The organism is Cupriavidus sp. SS-3, from assembly GCF_035818815.1.
GTDB classification, from domain to species: domain Bacteria; phylum Pseudomonadota; class Gammaproteobacteria; order Burkholderiales; family Burkholderiaceae; genus Cupriavidus; species Cupriavidus taiwanensis_C.
Genome location: NZ_JAYLVT010000002.1, coordinates 295,108 through 311,898, shown reverse-complemented (window position 1 = coordinate 311,898; position 16,791 = coordinate 295,108). Strand labels below are relative to the sequence as shown.

Genomic DNA, 16,791 nt, shown 5'->3' with positions numbered 1-16,791 from the left:
CCGGGAGCGCATCATGAGCGATTTCAAGGGATGCCCCTTCTCCGGCGCGGCGCCGGCAGCCACGCCGGCAACCACCCCGCAAGGCGACGGCTGGCACGGCGCGCAGATGGATTTCGCCCGGGACATGAGCTATGGCGACTACCTCGGCCTGGACCAGATCCTGAGCGCGCAGCATCCGCTGTCGCCGGACCACAACGAGATGCTGTTTATCGTGCAGCACCAGACCACCGAGCTGTGGATGAAGCTGATGCTGCACGAGCTGCGCGCGGCGCGCGAGTCGGTCAAGGCCGACAGCCTGCCGCCCGCGTTCAAGATGCTGACCCGCGTGTCGCGCATCATGGACCAGCTGGTGCAGGCGTGGAACGTGCTGGCCACCATGACGCCGCCTGAGTATTCGGCGATGCGGCCCTACCTGGGCATGTCGTCGGGCTTCCAGTCCTACCAGTACCGCGAGATCGAGTTCATCCTGGGCAACAAGAACGCGGCCATGCTCAAGCCGCATGCGCACCGGGCCGAGCATCTGGCGCTGGTGGAAACCGCGCTGAAGACGCCGTCGCTGTACGACGAGGCGATCCGGCTGATGGCGCGGCGCGGCTTTGCCATCGACGCGGATTGCGTCGAGCGCGACTGGACCCAGCCGACCGCGTACAACGCCTCGGTCGAGGCGGCGTGGCTCGAGGTCTATCGCAATCCCGGCGCGCACTGGGAACTCTATGAACTGGGCGAGAAGTTCGTCGACCTGGAAGACGCATTCCGGCAATGGCGCTTCCGCCATGTGACCACGGTCGAGCGGGTCATCGGCTTCAAGCGCGGCACCGGTGGCACCGAGGGTGTCAGCTACCTGCGCAAGATGCTGGACGTGGTGCTGTTTCCGGAATTGTGGAAGTTGCGGACCGATCTTTGATCCACGCGGTCCCTGTGCGCAGGGACGGTGCTACGACCGGCGGGCTGCCTCAGCCCGCCGGTTCGGACAACCTTGCCGCCAGCGTCTGCAGCGCCGGCGCCAGCGTCTGGTGGAACACCGCCTCGTCCACCGCCCCGTAGGAAGCGCTGCAGCTCAGCATGTGCAGCTCCTTCTCCCCCACCGGCCGGAACGCCACTGCACAGGCATGGATGGCCGGATGCCAGTCGCGAAACGATGCGGCATAGCCGCGCTGCTGCGCCTCCGCCAGCGCGGCGCGGGTGGCGGCCTCCTGCTGTTTCCATTGCTCCGGGAAGGCCTGGCTGAACTCGGCCATCACGCGCTCGCGGCGCGGCGCCGGCAAGGCGGCCAGGTAAGCCCGCCCCATCGAACTCGACACCAGCGACAGTCGCGAGCCGACGCCCAGCCCGAGCATCACGCCGGCGTCGTTGCGGATCGACTCCAGGTAGATCACCTCCATGCGCTCGCGCTTGCCGAGCGACACCGAGACCCCGTACGACTGCGCGAACGCCAGCATGTGCGGGCGCGCCAGCGACACCACGTCCGACGCCGACAGGTAGGCATAGCCCAGCGCCAGCACCCCGGCATCGAGCGCGTACTTGCCCAGGCTCTCGTCATAGCGCAGGTAGCCCAGCTGCACCAGCGTACCCGCGAGCCGGCTCACGGTGGCCTTGGGAAAGCCGGTGCGCCGCACGAATTCCTGGTTGCCCAGCATCGCCTCGCCGGTGCGGAAGCAGCGCAGCAGTTCCAGGCCGCGTGCCAGCGCGGTGACGAAGTTCGGGTCGCTGTCGCGCACGGGTGCCGCGGCAGGCTCCTGGGAAAGCGACGGATCGGGCTGGGGGTTGGGATTGAGGTTGGCCAAGGTTCGCGGCTCCAGTCGGCGCTTGTTCGTTCATCGCACAAAGGCGCGGAGGTTCAGGGTTTTGCCTGTTGCGTGGCAAGACCATTGCGATATACTAATTCAACGGAACACAGTTCCGCAATGCGGAACATCAAGGATCCCGAAAAAATCCTCCGCACGGATCACCCGACCGATCACCAAACCCGTTACGAATGACGGAATCCGCCGGCGCGGACCGTGGCACACCAGCCGCCCGCCCGGCGCTTCCCCTGCGCTACCGAAGGAGACCTGCATGGCTGCCAACGCCGAATTCCACTGGGCCGACCCCCTGCTGCTGGACCAGCAACTGAGCGCCGACGAGCGCATGGTGCGCGACGCCGCCGCGGCGTACTGCCAGGACAAGCTGATGCCGCGCGTGCTGCAGTCGTTCCGCAACGAGAAGACCGACGTCGAGATCTTCCGCGAGATGGGCGAACTCGGCCTGCTCGGCCCGACCATCCCCGAGCAATACGGCGGCCCGGGCCTGAACTATGTCAGCTACGGGCTGATCGCGCGTGAAGTCGAGCGCGTCGATTCGGGTTACCGCTCGATGATGAGCGTGCAGTCGTCGCTGGTGATGGTTCCCATCTACGAATTCGGCACCGAGGCGCAGAAGCAGAAGTACCTGCCCAAGCTGGCCACTGGCGAGTGGATCGGCTGCTTCGGCCTGACCGAGCCGAACCACGGCTCCGACCCCGGCTCGATGGTCACCCGCGCCAAGAAAGTCGACGGCGGCTACGAGCTGACCGGCGCCAAGATGTGGATCACCAACTCGCCGATCGCCGACGTGTTCGTGGTCTGGGCCAAGCTGCAGGGCGAAGACGGCAAGGAAGACATCCGCGGCTTCATCCTGGAAAAGGGCTGGAAGGGTCTGAGCGCCCCGGCCATCCATGGCAAGGTCGGCCTGCGCACCTCGATTACCGGCGAGATCGTGCTCGACCAGGTGTTCGTGCCGGAAGAGAACATCATGCCGGGCGTGAAGGGCCTGAAGGGTCCGTTCACCTGCCTGAACTCGGCCCGCTACGGCATCGCCTGGGGCGCGCTGGGCGCCGCCGAATTCTGCTGGCACACCGCGCGCCAGTACACCCTGGACCGCAAGCAGTTCGGCCGCCCGCTGGCCCAGACGCAGCTGGTGCAGAAGAAGCTGGCCGACATGCAGACCGAGATCACGCTGGGCCTGCAGGGCTGCCTGCGCCTGGGCCGCATGAAGGACGAAGGCACCGCGGCGGTGGAAATCACCTCGATCATGAAGCGCAATTCGTGCGGCAAGTCGCTCGACATCGCCCGCGTGGCGCGCGACATGCTGGGCGGCAACGGCATCTCGGACGAGTTCGGCGTGATCCGCCATGTGGTCAACCTGGAGGTGGTCAACACCTACGAAGGCACCCATGACATCCACGCGCTGATCCTGGGCCGCGCCCAGACCGGCCTGCAGGCCTTCTTCTGAGCCCCGTCCCGATCTTCCGGACAGGCGCTCCGCAATAAAAAGGCCCGGCGATGAAGCCGGGCCAAGCACACTACCAAGGAGACGACGAGGCTGCCCCCGTCGATACAACAGCTGCCTTGCACACGGCCCCGCCCTGGCGGGGCCGTGTTCATTTGTTGGGCTGGGGCGTCAGGCGCAGGTACGGACGCACCGCCTGGTAGCCCTTGGGGAATTTCTCGCGCAGCACGGCTTCATCCTTCAGCGACGGCACGATGACGACGTCGTCGCCGTCCTGCCAGTTGCCCGGCGTCGCCACGCTGTGGCTGTCGGTCAGCTGCAGCGAGTCGATCACGCGCAGCACCTCGTTGAAGTTGCGTCCGGTGCTGGCCGGATAGGTGATGATCAGGCGCACCTTCTTGTTCGGGTCGATGATGAACAGCGAGCGCACCGTCAGGGTTTCGTTCGCGTTCGGGTGGATCATGTCGTAGAGCTGCGACACCTTGCGGTCGGCGTCGGCCAGGATCGGGAAGTTGACCTCGGTCGACTGGGTCTCGTTGATGTCCGCGATCCAGCCGCGGTGCGAGTCGACGGTATCCACCGACAGCGCGATCGCCTTGACGCCGCGGCGCGCGAATTCGTCCTTCAGCCGTGCGGTGAGGCCCAGTTCGGTGGTGCACACCGGGGTATAGTCGGCCGGGTGCGAGAACAGCACGCCCCAGCTGTCGCCAAGCCACGCATGAAAGCGGATGCGGCCTTCGCTGGAATCCTGCTCGAAGTCCGGCGCGATATCGCCAAGTCGCAGTGCCATGTCCTGTTCTCCTGATTTCACGGTGGAACCAGAGTAACTGGATTGATATCCAACCCAAACGAATATAAAGTCACTACAAAATCACTCGTAGTCATATAGACATTCTCTGACAGTCATCACGCGCGCTTTCGTGCATGCTGGCAATACTTGGACGTCCGACCCCGCAGCAACCCTGCAGCGAACCTCGTTCCGGGTGCGTTGCCTTGAAAGGGCGACGTGTCGCCACATATGCTAAGTATCAGACCGACAAATGCCGTTAGCCTCGGAGCGTAGAAAATGTCAGAATCCGCACAAACCGAACCAACCGCCCGCAAACAGGAGAAACTGATGAGCGATGTCAAGACCGTGCTGTCCGACGCCGAGGAACTGCTGAAGCAAGCCGCCTCGACCACCGGGGAAAAGGCCGCCGAACTGCGCGAGCGTGGCATGGGCCTGCTCAAGCAAGCCAAGGAAAAGGCCCAGGACCTGCAAGACGCCGTCGTAACCAAGAGCAAGGCCGCCGCGCGCGCCACCGACGACTACGTGCACGACCACCCGTGGCGCGCCGTGGGCGTGGCGGCCGGCGTGGGCCTGCTGATCGGTCTGCTGCTCAACCGCAAGTAAGCGCTGCAAATCCGGCGCGGCACGCCAAGGCCGCGCCATCGCGGCACCCCGCCCGGCGGGTTGCCAATGGCCGGGGCGCCCGGTGTGCCGGTAACGCTGTCGCGGTTGGCCCGTCAGGGCCAACCGCTCGTTGCCGACACAACCTGGCGCCGTCATCCGGCCCCGCCAGCTGGATAGGTGCGTACGGCCATGCCGGCGCACCGCTCTTTCACGCCGGAGCCGCATGAGCGAAGCCACCCCTTCCCCCAAGTTCCTCGACGCCGTGCGCAACCTCGCCGGCTCGCTCGTGGCGATGGTGCAGACGCGCCTGGAGCTCGCCAGCGTGGAGCTGGCCGAGGAGCGCACGCGCTTGCTGAAGGTAGCCCTGCTGGCCTTGTTCGGGCTGGCGTTCTTCGGGCTGGGCCTGGTCACGCTGACCGCCCTCATCGCGATCCTGTTCTGGGACACCTACCGCTGGCAGGCCCTGGGCGCGCTGACGGTGCTCTACCTGGTGCTGTGCGCCGTCTGCCTGGCGTACGCCCGCAACGTGCTGCGCAACGCGCCGCCGATGCTGGAAGCCACCCTCGCCGAAATCGACAAAGACCGGGAGATCCTGCGCCGATGAGCACACTCGACCCTGACGACGCCACGCCCGCACGCGAAGGCGGCGAATACCCGCGCGCGCCCCGGTTCACGCAGGAGGTGCGCCTGCCGCTCGCGGTGCGCAAGGAACTGCTGCTGACCCGCGCCGCCCTTGAACGCCACGATTGCCGGCAGGCGCTGCACGCGGTACGCGGCGGCGTGCACCGCCTCGGCACCGTCAGTGCCTGGCTGCCGCGGATCGCGCGACCGGGCTCGTGGATGAAGGTGGTCGGGTTGACCAAGGACTACCCGATGCTCAGCACCGCGGTGACACTGGCGTTGCCGCTGGTCAAGCGCGTGCCGGTGCTGCGCCTGACCTGGAAGCTGTCCAAGCTGGGCCTGGTCGCGGGCGCGGCCTACTGGGCCTACAACACCTGGCGCGAAGCCAAGGGCCAGGCGGTGCCGCCGGCCAACGTGCCGACCCCGGCCCCGGCCGGCACCCCGCCCGACGCCGACACCGGCTTCCGCGATCCACTGATCCCCTGACCCTCCTGCCGACTCACCCGGCCAGCGCCAGCGCCGGCCGCGCGCCGGCTTCGGGGCCGGCCGGCGCGAACGGCACCGGCGGCGCAATGTGATAGCCCTGCGCCAGGTCCACGCCCAGCTCGCGCAAGCGCGCGAGCATCGCCTCGTTCTCGACGAATTCCGCAATGGTCTGCTTGCCCATGGCGTGGCCGATGCGCTGGATCACCTCGACCATCACCAGGTTGACCGGATCGGCCAGCATGTCGCGCACGAAGCTGCCATCGATCTTCAGGTAAGCGGCGGGCAAGTGCTTGAGGTAGGTGAACGACGACATGCCGGCGCCAAAGTCATCCAGCGCGAAGCGGCAGCCAAGCTGCTGCAACTGCATGATGAACGCCCCGGCCTGCGCCAGGTTGGCAATGGCCGCGGTCTCGGTGATCTCGAAGCAGACGCCGTCCAGCGCGATGCCGAAGCGCAGCGCCTGCTCGCGCACGAAATCCGGGAACTGGATGTCCGCCAGCGACGCGCCTGACAGGTTGATCGCGCAGGTCGCGATCTCGGCCTGGCGCCCCGCCAGCGTGGCAAACGCGGTCTCTACCACCCAGCGGTCGATCATCGGCATCAGGTTGTAGCGCTCGCAGGCCGGCACAAACGCCATCGGCGGCACCAGCCGGCCGCGCTCGTCGACCATGCGCAGCAACAGCTCCACATGGCGCCCCGCCGCCGGCACCGTGCCCTGCTGCACCGGCACGATCTCCTGCGAGAACAGGCAGAAGCGTCCGGCGGCCAGCGCCGCGTGCACGCGGCTGACCCACTCCATCTCGCCTTGGCGCGCCTGCACCGCGCTGTCCAGCGGATGGTAGACCTGGACGCGGTTGCGCCCGCCCTCCTTGGCCACGTAGCAGGCCGCGTCGGCCGCGCTGAGCGCCTCGGCCACGCTGCCGGTGTGCCGGTCCAGCGTGACCAGGCCGATGCTGACCCCCACCGCGAAGGTGCGCTGCCGGTGCGCAAAGCGGAAGCTGGCAATGGCGTGGCGCAAGCCCTCGGCCACGCGCTCGCCGTCGGCGCTGCCGCAATGCTCGAGCAGCACGCCGAACTCGTCGCCGCCCAGTCGCGCCAGCATGTCGCTGCGGCGCAGCTGGCCGCGCATGATCTCGGCCATCTGCCGGATCAGCTCGTCGCCGGCGGCGTGGCCGCAGGTATCGTTGACCACCTTGAACTGGTCCAGGTCCAGGTACATCAAGGTGTGGGGGGTGCCTTGCGCGCGCGCACGCTCGATCGCCGCGGCCAGCCGGCGCTCGAACTCGGCGCGGTTGACCAGGCCGGTCAGCGCGTCATGGCTGGCCTCGTAGGCCAGGCGCGCGGCATGCGCGCGTTCCTGGCTGATGTCGTGCAGCACCACCACCACGCCGATGGCCTGCGCGGCGCGGTCGCGGATCAGGGCCACCGACGGCTTGACCGCCAGCGCCTGCCCTGGCTGCCCGGCACCATCGCGCTGCACCAGCTGGGCAGAGCGGCTGTGCCAGCGCTGGCGCAGCGCCAGCGTCACGATATCGGGCAGCGGCGCCAGGCTGTCCTCGTCGCGCAGCACGCACACCTCGCTCAGGGGCACGCCGCGGGCATCGGCCTCGCACCAGCCGGTCAGCGCTTCGGCGGCCGGATTCAGCGACTGCACGCGGCCCCATACGTCGGCGGTCACCACCGCGTCGCCGATCGCCTGCAGCGTGACCTGGGCGCGCTCCTTTTCGGCAAACAGCTGGGTCTTGTAGCGCTTGTGCTCGGAAATGTCGGTCAGCGAGCCCGCCATGCGCGCGCGCCGGCGCCCGGCACCGCGTACCAGCCGGCCGCGCGCGCGCACCCAGAGGTAGTCGCCGGCGCGGTTGCGCAGGCGGAATTCGGCGTCGTAGGGCTCGCCGCTGCGCAGGTGGTGCGCCAGCTTGGCCTCGAACGCCGCCAGCTCGGACGGATGCAGCAGGCCCAGCACGGTTTCGCGCGCATGCGGCAGCTCGTCGGCGCGGTAGCCCAGCATCTGCGCGCAGCGCGGCGAGAAATACAGCTCGCCGCGGCCAAGATGCCAGTCCCACAGGCCGTCGTTGCTGCCTTCGACCGCGAGCTGCAGCTGCTCTTCACTTTGCGCCAGGGCCTCGCGCAACCGGCGCTCGCGCCGCAGCGGCCCGACCGACAGCAAGATCGCCGACATCAGCAGCGCCGCCGCCATCACCGCGCTGCCGGTGGTGAGCAGCCGCGTGACCCGGCGCGACGCCTGCCCCAGGTGGCCCGAAAAGGCGCGCTCCAGCGGCGTCAGCCGGGCGTCGATCTGCGCGATGTTGCGCAGCACCGGCGCAACACAGGCGTCATCGCAGTCGGGCTGGGCGGCCAGGCGCCGCAGCGCCAGCGCCTGCTCATGCAAGGCAAAGATCTCGAGATCGCCCTGCGCCCACACGCGGATGGCGGCATCGACTTCATGGATCTGGCGGAAATTCCGGTACAGGCGCACCATCCGCGGGATGTCTTCGGGGTCATTGCCGCCGGCGAGCAGGCCCTCGTGCACGCGTTCCAGGTCAGGCTCGGCACGGTCCAGCTCCAGGCGCGCGCGATGGTCGCCGAACGGGATCGCGATGGACGCAAGGTAGGCGTCGAAATCCGCCGGATCGCGGTCCTCGCCGTAGCGCAGCAGGTGCAGCACGGCGTTCTTCTGGCCCTTGGACCACTGGCTCTCGCCCGCCACGAAGGCGCGCGCGGCCGACAGCAGGTCCAGGCTGGCGATGCTGAACAACGCCAGCGCGACCACCACCGGTACGAACGGCCAGATGATGCGCAGCACATGCCCGCTGGCCGGCAAGGAAACGCCTGCTCGCCGCATAGGTCTTGTTCGAGGGGCCGTGTCTCGCGGCCGTTCCGAGGGCCCGCGGTCCACACGCCGCGGTTAGACCCATTGTGCTGCGCTGGCCGGGCGTGCGTCTCTACCTCGAACTAGTTAAAGCACCCCCCACCCTCGGGGCATGCCGGACGGAAAAAATGCAAAAAGGGCCTGTGGCGTGCGCCACAGGCCCTTCGTAATGCTGGTGGGTCGTGCGTGACTCGAACACGCGACCAACGGATTAAAAGTCCGCTGCTCTACCGACTGAGCTAACGACCCGAAAAAACAGAACCGCGATTATAGTGATGCGATTCTCGATGTGTCAAGGGAAAGGCGCGCCAGCGGCTCACACCATGCGTTCCAGGCGCCACATCTGGTAGCGGAACGCCAGCACCGCGCCGGCCAGGATGCCGGCCAGCGCAATGAACGAGCCCAGCGCCAGCGTCGACACGCCCGACAGCCCCTGCCCCACCGTGCAGCCCAGCGCCGTGACCCCGCCCGCGCCCATCAGGATGCCGCCGACCATGTGGTTGGCGACGTCCTCGGCATTGCCGAAGCCTTCCCAGCGGAAGGTGCGCGTGGCCAGCGCATACGCTGCCGCGCCGGCGATCACGCCGAACACGCTGACGATGCCGATGGTCAGCACCTTGCTCTTGTCGCTGAACATCATCAGCCAGTCGAGCGTGTAGGCATACGGCGCGACGAAGCTCAGGCTTTCCATGCGGCCGCTGTTGGTCGAGACAAACAGTTCTTCCAGCGTATTGGGGTCTTCGGCGACGTAGCCGAGGTGGCCGGACACGTACCACATCGCCACGATGATCAGGCCCACGCCGATGCCGCCCAGCAGGTTGTCGAAGGTGCGGAAACCGCGCCCGGCCAGCGCCCACGCCGCCAGCACGCCGCCCAGCGCCAGGCCCAGGCCGAGTTGCAGCACGGAACGCGCCGCGCCGGTGCCCTGCGCCAGCACCGACGGCAGGTCCTGCGTGGTCGGCAGCGCCAGCGCCACCGCGTCGACGGTATTGACGCGCACCACGCCGAACAGGCCGCGCAGCGTCATGTAGGCCGACAGCCCCAGGAACACGAACACCACCAGCGACTTCAGGTTGCCCGCGCCGATGCGCACCAGCGTCTTGCTGCCGCAGCCCGACGCCAACACCATGCCGAAGCCGAACATCAGCCCGCCGGCCAGCGCCGACAGCCACGCCAGCTTGCTCGCGGCATAGATGGTCTTGGTCGGGTCGATGGCGCCGTTCCAGGCCAGCACGCCGGTGCCGATCATGGCCACGCCGATCGCCAGCACCCACATGCGCATGCGGCTCCAGTCGCCCATGTTGACGATGTCCGAGACCGCCCCCATGGTGCAGAAGTGGGTGCGCTGCAGCACCGCGCCGAACAGGAAGGCCAGGACAAAGGTGCTCAGCAGCACCGAGCGCGACAGCGCGGCAAGATCGATTTCAGGCATGGGGCGGGAACGGCGGGCTCAGGCTCGGGATCAGTCAGGCGGCGGCCTGGTAGCGGGTCGGGTCGGGCACGCCGGCGGCCTCGAAGCCGGCGCGGCGGATGCGGCAGGAATCGCACACGCCGCAGGCGCGGCCGTCGTCGTCGGCCTGGTAGCACGACACCGTCAGGCTGTAGTCGACGCCCAGCGCGATGCCGGCGCGGATGATCTCGCCCTTGGTCATGTCGATGATGGGCGCATGCACGCGGAAGCGGTCGCCCTCGACACCGGCCTTGGTGGCCAGGTTGGCCAGGGTCTCGTAGGCCGCGACGTATTCCGGGCGGCAGTCCGGGTAGCCCGAATAGTCGACCGCGTTGGCGCCGAAGAACAGGTCGCGCCCGCCCACCGCCTCGGCCCAGCCGAGCGCCAGCGACAGCATGATGGTGTTGCGCGCCGGCACATAGGTGACCGGGATGCCGCCGCTGGCGCCGTCGGTGGGGACCTCGAGCGCGTCGTCGGTCAGCGCCGAGCCGCCGAAGCGGCGCAGGTCGAGGTCGACGATCTCGTGGCGCACGGCGCCCAGCGCCGCGGCCACGCGCTTGGCGGCCTCCAGTTCCGAGGAATGGCGCTGGCCATAGCGCATCGACAGCGCATAGGTCTCGAAGCCCTGGGCGCGGGCCATGGCAAGTACGGTGGCGGAGTCGAGTCCGCCGGACAGCAGGACGATGGCGCGTTGGGTCATGGTGCGGTTCGCGCCGGGGGCGGCGCGCAAGAACATTCAGGCGAATCGCATATTCTAGCGCGACAAACGAAAGAGGCCCGCCGAAGCGGGCCTTGCGATGGCGGGCGGCGGCGCCGGCGGCGCTTACTTCAGCGTCTTGAGCCGGTTGCTCGCCGCCTGCGCCCCCTCGGTGCCGGGATACTTCGCCACCACCTGCTCCAGCGTCTTGCGCGCGGCCGCCTTCTGGCCGGACTCGAGCTGGTTGTTGGCGATGGCGATCATCGCGTCCGGCACCTTGGGGTGGGTCGGGTTGGCGTTGACCATGTTCTGCAGCACGAAGGTGGAACCCTTGTAGTCGCGCTGCGCGTACAGCGAGTTGCCGAGCCAGTACTGTGCCAGCGGCAGGTACGGGCTCTGCGGGTACTTCTTCGCGAACGCCGAGAACGAATTCCCCGCGCTCTTGAAGTCGCCCGCCTGGAACTGCTTGAGCGCGGCATCGTATTCGGGCTTTTCGCCCGGCTGCGCGACCCCTTCGCGGCCTTCGACCGTGACCTGCTGCGGCTCGAATTTCTTCAGGCGCGCATCCAGGTCGGCGTAGTAGTCCTTCTGCTGCTTCTGCAGCGTGTCCACCGTGTTCTGCAGGACTTCGTTCTGGCCGCGCAGCCGCGCCACTTCCTGGCGCAGGCCTTCGAGCTGGTTCTGCATGTCGAGCAGGGTGCGGCTGTTCTGCTCGATGCGCTGCGTCGCGGTCGCCTGGAAACCGTTGAACTGGTCGCGCAGGCCGATGACGGCCTTGCGGGCCTCGTCATCGTCGAACACTCCGGCATGCGCCTGCGACAGCGGCAGCATGCCGCCGCCGGCCACGGCGGCGAGCCACAACAAGGTGGAAACGCGTGCTTTCATGGAGGGTCAGTCCGCAGATCAGTAGTTGATGTCCGCGCGGCGGTTTTCCGCCCACGAGGCTTCATCGTGGCCGGTGGCCTTGGGCTTTTCCTTGCCCAGGCTCACGGCTTCCATCTGGCCGTCGGGCACGCCCATCGAGGCCAGCGAGCGGCGCACGGCTTCGGCGCGCTTCTGGCCCAGCGCGAGGTTGTACTCGCTGGTGCCGCGTTCGTCGGTGTTGCCCTGGATCAGGATCTTGCGGCCCTGGTTGGTGCCCAGGTACTTGGCGTGCGCGCCCAGCATGCCCTGGTAGTCGGCCTTGACGGTGTAGCTGTCGAAGTCGAAGTAGACGCTGCGCTTGGCCAGCGGGCTGTTCGGATCGTTCAGCGGATCGGCGGCGGTCACCGGGGTGACGGCGCGCGGATCGGCACCCGTGCCGCCGGCACCGGCGCCGGCATTGGCGGTGTCGTCCAGCTTGACGCCGGAGCTACAGGCGCCAAGGGCCAGCAGTGCGGCAACGGCAAGGGTTTTGGTCATCAGTTGGGCCATGGTGGTTGACTCCTGTTATTGCATGAAAGGACCCCAGGACGGCTCGCGAACATCGCCGGACTGGAGGGACAGAACCTGCCGGGTACGCCCGTCAGTGGACACCGCCGCCAGCACCGCACGACCGCCCACGCGGGTGGCATAGAGGATGTACTTGCCGTTGGCGGCGAAGCTGGGCGCCTCGTCGTTGGCCGTATCGGTCAGCGACGTCACGTCGCCGTTGGTCAGGTCCTGCAACTGCAGCTTGAAGCCGCCCCCGCGCGAAATGTACGCCAGGTACTTGCCATCCGGCGAAATGCGCGGGCTCACGTTGTAGCTGCCCTTGAAGGTGACGCGTTGGGCCCCGCCGCCCTCCTCGCCGGAGGCGGGCATGCGGTAGACCTGCGGCGCACCGCCGCGGTCGCTGGTGAAATAGATGCTCTTGCCGTCGGGCGAGTACTGCGGCTCGGTGTCGATGGCGCTGCTGCGCGACAGGCGGCGGATGCCCGAGCCGTCGGCGTTGACCTGGTAGACCTGGGTATTGCCGTCGCGCGACAGCGCCAGCGCCAGGTGGCGCCCGTCCGGCGACCACGACGGCGCGCTGTTGTTGCCCTTCTGGTTCGACACCAGCGTGCGCTTGCCGCTGGCGAGGTCGTGCACGTAGACCACCGGCTTCTTGGCCTCGAACGAGACGTAGGCCACGCGCGCGCCGTCCGGCGACCACGACGGCGAGATGATGGGCTCGTTGCTGGTCAGCGCCACCTGGGCGTTCTGACCGTCCGAATCGGAGATCAGCAGCTGGTAGCGGCCGCCCACCTTCGACACGTAGGACAGGCGCGTGGCAAACACGCCGCGCTCGCCCAGCAGCTTTTCATAGATGTAGTCGGCGATCTTGTGCGCGGTCACGCGCAGCTGCGACTGGTTCACGGTGAAGGCCAGCCCGCCCAGGCTCTGTCCCTTGACGGTGTCGTACAGGCGGAAGCGCACTTCGTACTTGCCACCCGCGGCCGGGGTCACGCTGCCGGCGACGAAGGCATCGGCGCCGCGCGCCTTCCAGCTGCCCAGGTCGACATTGGCGGACTCGGCCACGGTGGCGCCGCCGGGGTCGACGTTGCGGAAACGGCCGCTGCGGGCCAGGTCCGAACGGATGATCGCGGTCAGGTTCTGCGGGGCCTGGGCCTCGCCCTGGAAGTTGGCGGTGGCCACCGGGAACTGGCTGCTGCCAACCCCGGAGATCTCAACATTGAGCTGCGCGTGCGCGGCGCCCGCGGCCATGGTCATGGCCGCGGCCAGCCACGCCATCAGCGCGCGCCGGCCGGCCAGCGGCATCGGCCGGCTCGCACCTCGGGATGCGGGGGAATCTGCGTTGTGCCGCCTCGCGGACAGCCAGTTGGGGGCCCAAAGCTTTCGCATGCTGCTCCTCAGTCGATTTCAAGTTTCGTCGGGCACCGTCGGGCACGCCGGGCAATCGTCAACACGGGCAAATGCGGCATTGCAGCGCGTGGCGCATGCCCCGTCCGTGTGCATACCGCACCGTCGGCTGCGTCGGGCAACCTGTCATGCTAGCGCTGGGACCGGAACCCGACGATGAAGGTTGCATTATGTTGCAAATCGTGCCGTGCCGTTCACCCGGTCCCACTCAGTCCTTCGGCCGGAAGGTAATGGTGAAGCTGGCCGGCGCCTTGCCGTTCTCGTCGCGCGGCAGCGGATCGGAACGCTCGACCGCGCGCAGCACGGCATTGTCCCAGCCGGAGTTGCCGCTGGACTTGGACAGCCGCGCCGACAGCAGCGAACCGTCCGGCGCCAGCTGCACCGAGACCACCGCGTTCGGGTTGCCCGGCACGTCTTCGGTAAAGACGATGTTCGGCTTGACGCGGCGGCGCACGCGGTCGGCATAGCCGGGCGAAGCCTTGCCGCCACCGCCGGCACCGGCGCCGGCCGCGTTGCCGACCCCGCCACCACCCGCGCCGGAGCCGCCGGCCAGCGCCTGCAGGCGCGCCAGCTCGCTCTTGCGCTGGGCGTTGGCGGCGGCTTCGCGCTTGGCCTTGGCGTCGGCATCCGCCTTGGCCTTGGCGTCGGCCTGCGCTTTCGCCTTGGCGTCGGCCTGGGCCTTGGCCTTGGCATCGGCCTGGGCCTTGGCCTTGGCCTCGGCGGCTTCCTTGCGCTCGCGCTCGGCCAGTTCCTTGCGTTCCTGCTCCTGCTGCGCGGCCTTCTTCTTCGCGTCGTCCTTGCGCTGCGCTTCCTTGCGCTCGGCCTCGCGCCGCTCGGCTTCCTTGCGGTCGGCCTCCTTGCGCAGCGCTTCCTTGCGCGCCTCTTCCTTGCGCTCAGCCTCCTTGCGCTCGGCCTCCTTGCGGGCCGCTTCCTTGCGCTCGGCTTCTTCGCGCGCGGCCGCCTCGGCGCGGCGCTTCTTCTGCTCCAGCGCGATATCGGCGTCGTCCTCGACCTTGCTCTTCACCTGCGGCGGCGGCGGCGCCGGACGCGGCTGCACCACCGGCTCGGGCTCTGGCTGCGGCTGCGGCCGTGGCGGCGGGGGCGCGGTGGCGGCGGGGATTTCCTCCCATAGTTCGGCCTCGGCCCCGACCGGGGTGCTGCTCTGCCAGCTCACGCCGTAGTACAGCACCACGGCCAGCAGCAGGTGCATGAGCAGCGCGAGCAGGAAGGAACGCAGGGTTCCCCGCTCCTTGACCGGCTGGTAGGGATAGGCGGCGGCGGTCGTCATCAAGCGCAACGGCAATCGGATAGGTGCTTCAATACGTCAGGAGGTCTTGGACTTGACCATCAGGCCCACGCGCTTGACGCCGTCGGCTTTCAGGACCGACATCACGTCCAGCACCGCCTCGTACTTGACCGCGCGGTCGGCGGCGATCACCACCGGCTGGTCCGGGTTCTCGTTCTGGCGCTGGTGGACGAAGTCCAGCAGGCCCTGCTTGTCGAGCTTGCGTTCGAAGGCGTTGCCGGCGGTGTCCTTGCCGCGCGCGGTGAGCTGGCCGTCTTCATGCACGGTGACGACGATCGGGGGCGCCTTCTGCTGCGGCGTGGCATTGGCCACGGTGGGCAGGTCGACGGTGGCGGGGCTGACGATCGGCGCTGCCACCATGAAGATGACCAGCAGCACGAGCATGACGTCGATATACGGCACGACGTTGATCTCGGCGCTGGCCCGGCGGCGCGAGCCGCCGCGGCGCTGAATGGCTGCCATTGCAGGACTCCTGGAAACGCCGGCCCGGGCTCACCGCCCGGGCCGTTGATAGGGAATACGGTTAGCGGGTCTGCCGCTGCAGGATGTTCAGGAACTCTTCCATGAAGCTCTCGAAGCGGATCGCCAGACGATCGATTTCGGTGGCATAGCGGTTGTAGGCAATCACTGCCGGGATCGCCGCGAACAGGCCGATCGCGGTCGCCACCAGCGCTTCGGCGATGCCGGGCGCCACCGACGCGAGCGTCGCCTGCTGCACATTGGACAAGCCGCGGAACGCGTTCATGATCCCCCACACCGTGCCGAACAGGCCGATATACGGGCTCACCGAACCGACCGAGGCCAGGAACGGCAAATGCGATTCGAGCACGTCCATCTCGCGCTGGTAGGCCGCGCGCATGGCGCGGCGGGCGGCGTCGAGCAGCGCGCCGGCCTCGTTGCCGCGCTCGCGCGCCTTCAGGAACTCGCCCATGCCGGATTCGAAGATCCGTTCCAGCGCACCGGTGTTGTGGCGGTTGTTGACGGCACTGTTATAGAGCGCCTGCAGGTCGCCGCCGGCCCAGAAGTCGCGCTCGAAGCCTTCGGTCTGGGTGCGCGCCGAACGCACCGCCAGGTGCTTGCGGAAGATATAGGTCCACGAAAACAGCGACATGACGAGCAACAGCGCCATGACGGCCTGTGCCAGCACGCTGGCGTGGAGCACCAGCGTTACGATCGACATGTCTTGCGTGACGGTCACGGGATTCATCGTGCTGACTTGATGGTGGCTAGAACGGGGTCGGGGATCGGGGCGGGGCGGAAAGTGCTTTTGTCGACGCAGCCAACGCGGATCGCGCCGGTCGCGAGCATCAGCTCGCCACGCCAGGCTTCCTGGGTGAACTGCACCGAAGCCGGGCCGACCCGGTCGATGCGCGTGCGGATCTCAAGCTGGTCGTCCAGCCGGGCGGGCGCATTGTAGTCCACCGCCGTACTGCGGACGATGAAGACCACGCCCGCCTGGTCGGCGAGCGCCTGCTGTTCGATGCCGAGCGAGCGCAGCCACTCGGTGCGGGCGCGCTCGAAGAACTTGAGGTAGTTGGCGTAGAACACTACGCCGCCTGCATCGGTGTCTTCCCAGTACACCCGCAGGGTCCAGACAAAGTTTGGCATGGCCGCGATTGTAACGGAGAGCGATACCCGTTTCGTGTAAACCCGCAGGACGACTTTGCAACAGCAAGTTGCTGGCCAGGGCCGCGCCAGCCCTTGCCAGCCCTCGGCTGGCGGGTCCACGGCTTGCGGCGGGCGGCCGCCTCGCGCTACACTGCGCGCAACCATTCCATCTTGCGCGACTGGCGAAGTCAGTGGGCACTACCACGAGGAAGCGCAAGTTCTCTGGCGTGAAGTTTCCAAACGCCATGGCGTTGACGCGAGTCATGCCTGCCGCTCGCCTGGGCAGCGAATGGGA

The 16,791-nt window shown here is 68.0% G+C and carries 17 protein-coding genes, 1 tRNA gene and 1 riboswitch; of the genes, 5 read left to right on the top strand and 13 right to left on the bottom strand.

Features of this window, described 5'->3' with window-relative positions:
• The first annotated feature begins 13 nt into the window (after positions 1-13).
• Positions 14-904: a tryptophan 2,3-dioxygenase gene (gene kynA, locus U9J39_RS04805; protein ID WP_115710420.1), complete on the top strand. Its 891-nt coding sequence runs from the start codon at positions 14-16 to the stop codon at positions 902-904.
• A 49-nt stretch (positions 905-953) separates the two neighbouring features.
• Here kynA and U9J39_RS04800 read toward each other — a convergent pair whose 3' ends face one another.
• On the bottom strand, positions 954-1,784 hold the full coding sequence (locus U9J39_RS04800) for an IclR family transcriptional regulator (RefSeq protein WP_442784882.1): 831 nt from the start codon (positions 1,782-1,784) through the stop codon (positions 954-956).
• A 271-nt stretch (positions 1,785-2,055) separates the two neighbouring features.
• Here U9J39_RS04800 and U9J39_RS04795 point away from each other — a divergent pair, with 271 nt between their 5' ends.
• Positions 2,056-3,249 (top strand): acyl-CoA dehydrogenase, encoded by a 1,194-nt coding sequence (locus U9J39_RS04795; protein WP_115704244.1) that lies wholly within the window; start codon positions 2,056-2,058, stop codon positions 3,247-3,249.
• A 148-nt stretch (positions 3,250-3,397) separates the two neighbouring features.
• Here the strand turns inward: U9J39_RS04795 and U9J39_RS04790 are convergent, their stop codons facing one another.
• A complete protein-coding gene (locus U9J39_RS04790; protein ID WP_012353545.1) occupies positions 3,398-4,036 on the bottom strand; it encodes a peroxiredoxin in 639 nt (212 codons plus the stop codon).
• Positions 4,037-4,312: 276 nt separating this feature from the next.
• On the opposite strand from U9J39_RS04790, the gene U9J39_RS04785 reads away from it, so the two are divergent.
• From U9J39_RS04785 to U9J39_RS04775, 3 genes are all read left to right on the top strand, one after another.
• Complete coding sequence (locus U9J39_RS04785; RefSeq protein WP_010813729.1) at positions 4,313-4,639, top strand: DUF883 family protein; 327 nt, start codon at positions 4,313-4,315, stop codon at positions 4,637-4,639.
• Between the two features lie 223 nt (positions 4,640-4,862).
• On the top strand, positions 4,863-5,243 hold the full coding sequence (locus tag U9J39_RS04780; RefSeq protein WP_115680817.1) for a phage holin family protein: 381 nt from the start codon (positions 4,863-4,865) through the stop codon (positions 5,241-5,243).
• Positions 5,240-5,746: a DUF3318 domain-containing protein gene (locus U9J39_RS04775; protein ID WP_116312913.1), complete on the top strand. Its 507-nt coding sequence runs from the start codon at positions 5,240-5,242 to the stop codon at positions 5,744-5,746. The genes U9J39_RS04780 and U9J39_RS04775 overlap by 4 nt, the downstream gene beginning before the upstream one ends.
• A gap of 13 nt (positions 5,747-5,759) precedes the next feature.
• Here U9J39_RS04775 and U9J39_RS04770 read toward each other — a convergent pair whose 3' ends face one another.
• The 11 genes from U9J39_RS04770 to ybgC form a co-directional block, all read right to left on the bottom strand.
• On the bottom strand, positions 5,760-8,588 hold the full coding sequence (locus tag U9J39_RS04770; protein ID WP_326346630.1) for an EAL domain-containing protein: 2,829 nt from the start codon (positions 8,586-8,588) through the stop codon (positions 5,760-5,762).
• A gap of 200 nt (positions 8,589-8,788) precedes the next feature.
• Positions 8,789-8,864 (bottom strand) — tRNA-Lys (locus tag U9J39_RS04765).
• A gap of 67 nt (positions 8,865-8,931) precedes the next feature.
• Entirely contained in the window at positions 8,932-10,047 is a 1,116-nt protein-coding gene (locus U9J39_RS04760) for a YeeE/YedE family protein (RefSeq protein ID WP_115710425.1), read from the bottom strand.
• A 34-nt stretch (positions 10,048-10,081) separates the two neighbouring features.
• Entirely contained in the window at positions 10,082-10,765 is a 684-nt protein-coding gene (gene queC / locus U9J39_RS04755) for a 7-cyano-7-deazaguanine synthase QueC (RefSeq protein ID WP_012353550.1), read from the bottom strand.
• A gap of 123 nt (positions 10,766-10,888) precedes the next feature.
• Entirely contained in the window at positions 10,889-11,647 is a 759-nt protein-coding gene (gene ybgF / locus U9J39_RS04750; protein WP_115710426.1) for a tol-pal system protein YbgF, read from the bottom strand.
• Positions 11,648-11,665: 18 nt separating this feature from the next.
• A complete protein-coding gene (pal, locus tag U9J39_RS04745; protein ID WP_115710427.1) occupies positions 11,666-12,175 on the bottom strand; it encodes a peptidoglycan-associated lipoprotein Pal in 510 nt (169 codons plus the stop codon).
• Between the two features lie 15 nt (positions 12,176-12,190).
• Positions 12,191-13,564 (bottom strand): Tol-Pal system beta propeller repeat protein TolB, encoded by a 1,374-nt coding sequence (gene tolB / locus U9J39_RS04740; RefSeq protein WP_115710428.1) that lies wholly within the window; start codon positions 13,562-13,564, stop codon positions 12,191-12,193.
• 226 nt (positions 13,565-13,790) lie between these two features.
• Complete coding sequence (tolA, locus tag U9J39_RS04735; protein WP_115710429.1) at positions 13,791-14,870, bottom strand: cell envelope integrity protein TolA; 1,080 nt, start codon at positions 14,868-14,870, stop codon at positions 13,791-13,793.
• 36 nt (positions 14,871-14,906) lie between these two features.
• Positions 14,907-15,350, bottom strand: a complete 444-nt coding sequence (tolR, locus tag U9J39_RS04730) for a protein TolR (protein ID WP_111519458.1) — start codon at positions 15,348-15,350, stop codon at positions 14,907-14,909.
• A gap of 61 nt (positions 15,351-15,411) precedes the next feature.
• Positions 15,412-16,095: a protein TolQ gene (gene tolQ / locus U9J39_RS04725; RefSeq protein WP_012353556.1), complete on the bottom strand. Its 684-nt coding sequence runs from the start codon at positions 16,093-16,095 to the stop codon at positions 15,412-15,414.
• A complete protein-coding gene (ybgC, locus tag U9J39_RS04720) occupies positions 16,092-16,496 on the bottom strand; it encodes a tol-pal system-associated acyl-CoA thioesterase (protein ID WP_111519457.1) in 405 nt (134 codons plus the stop codon). Before ybgC ends, tolQ begins: the two co-directional genes overlap by 4 nt.
• Positions 16,497-16,661: 165 nt before the next feature.
• A riboswitch (ZMP/ZTP riboswitch) is annotated at positions 16,662-16,787 on the top strand.
• Positions 16,788-16,791 lie beyond the last annotated feature (4 nt).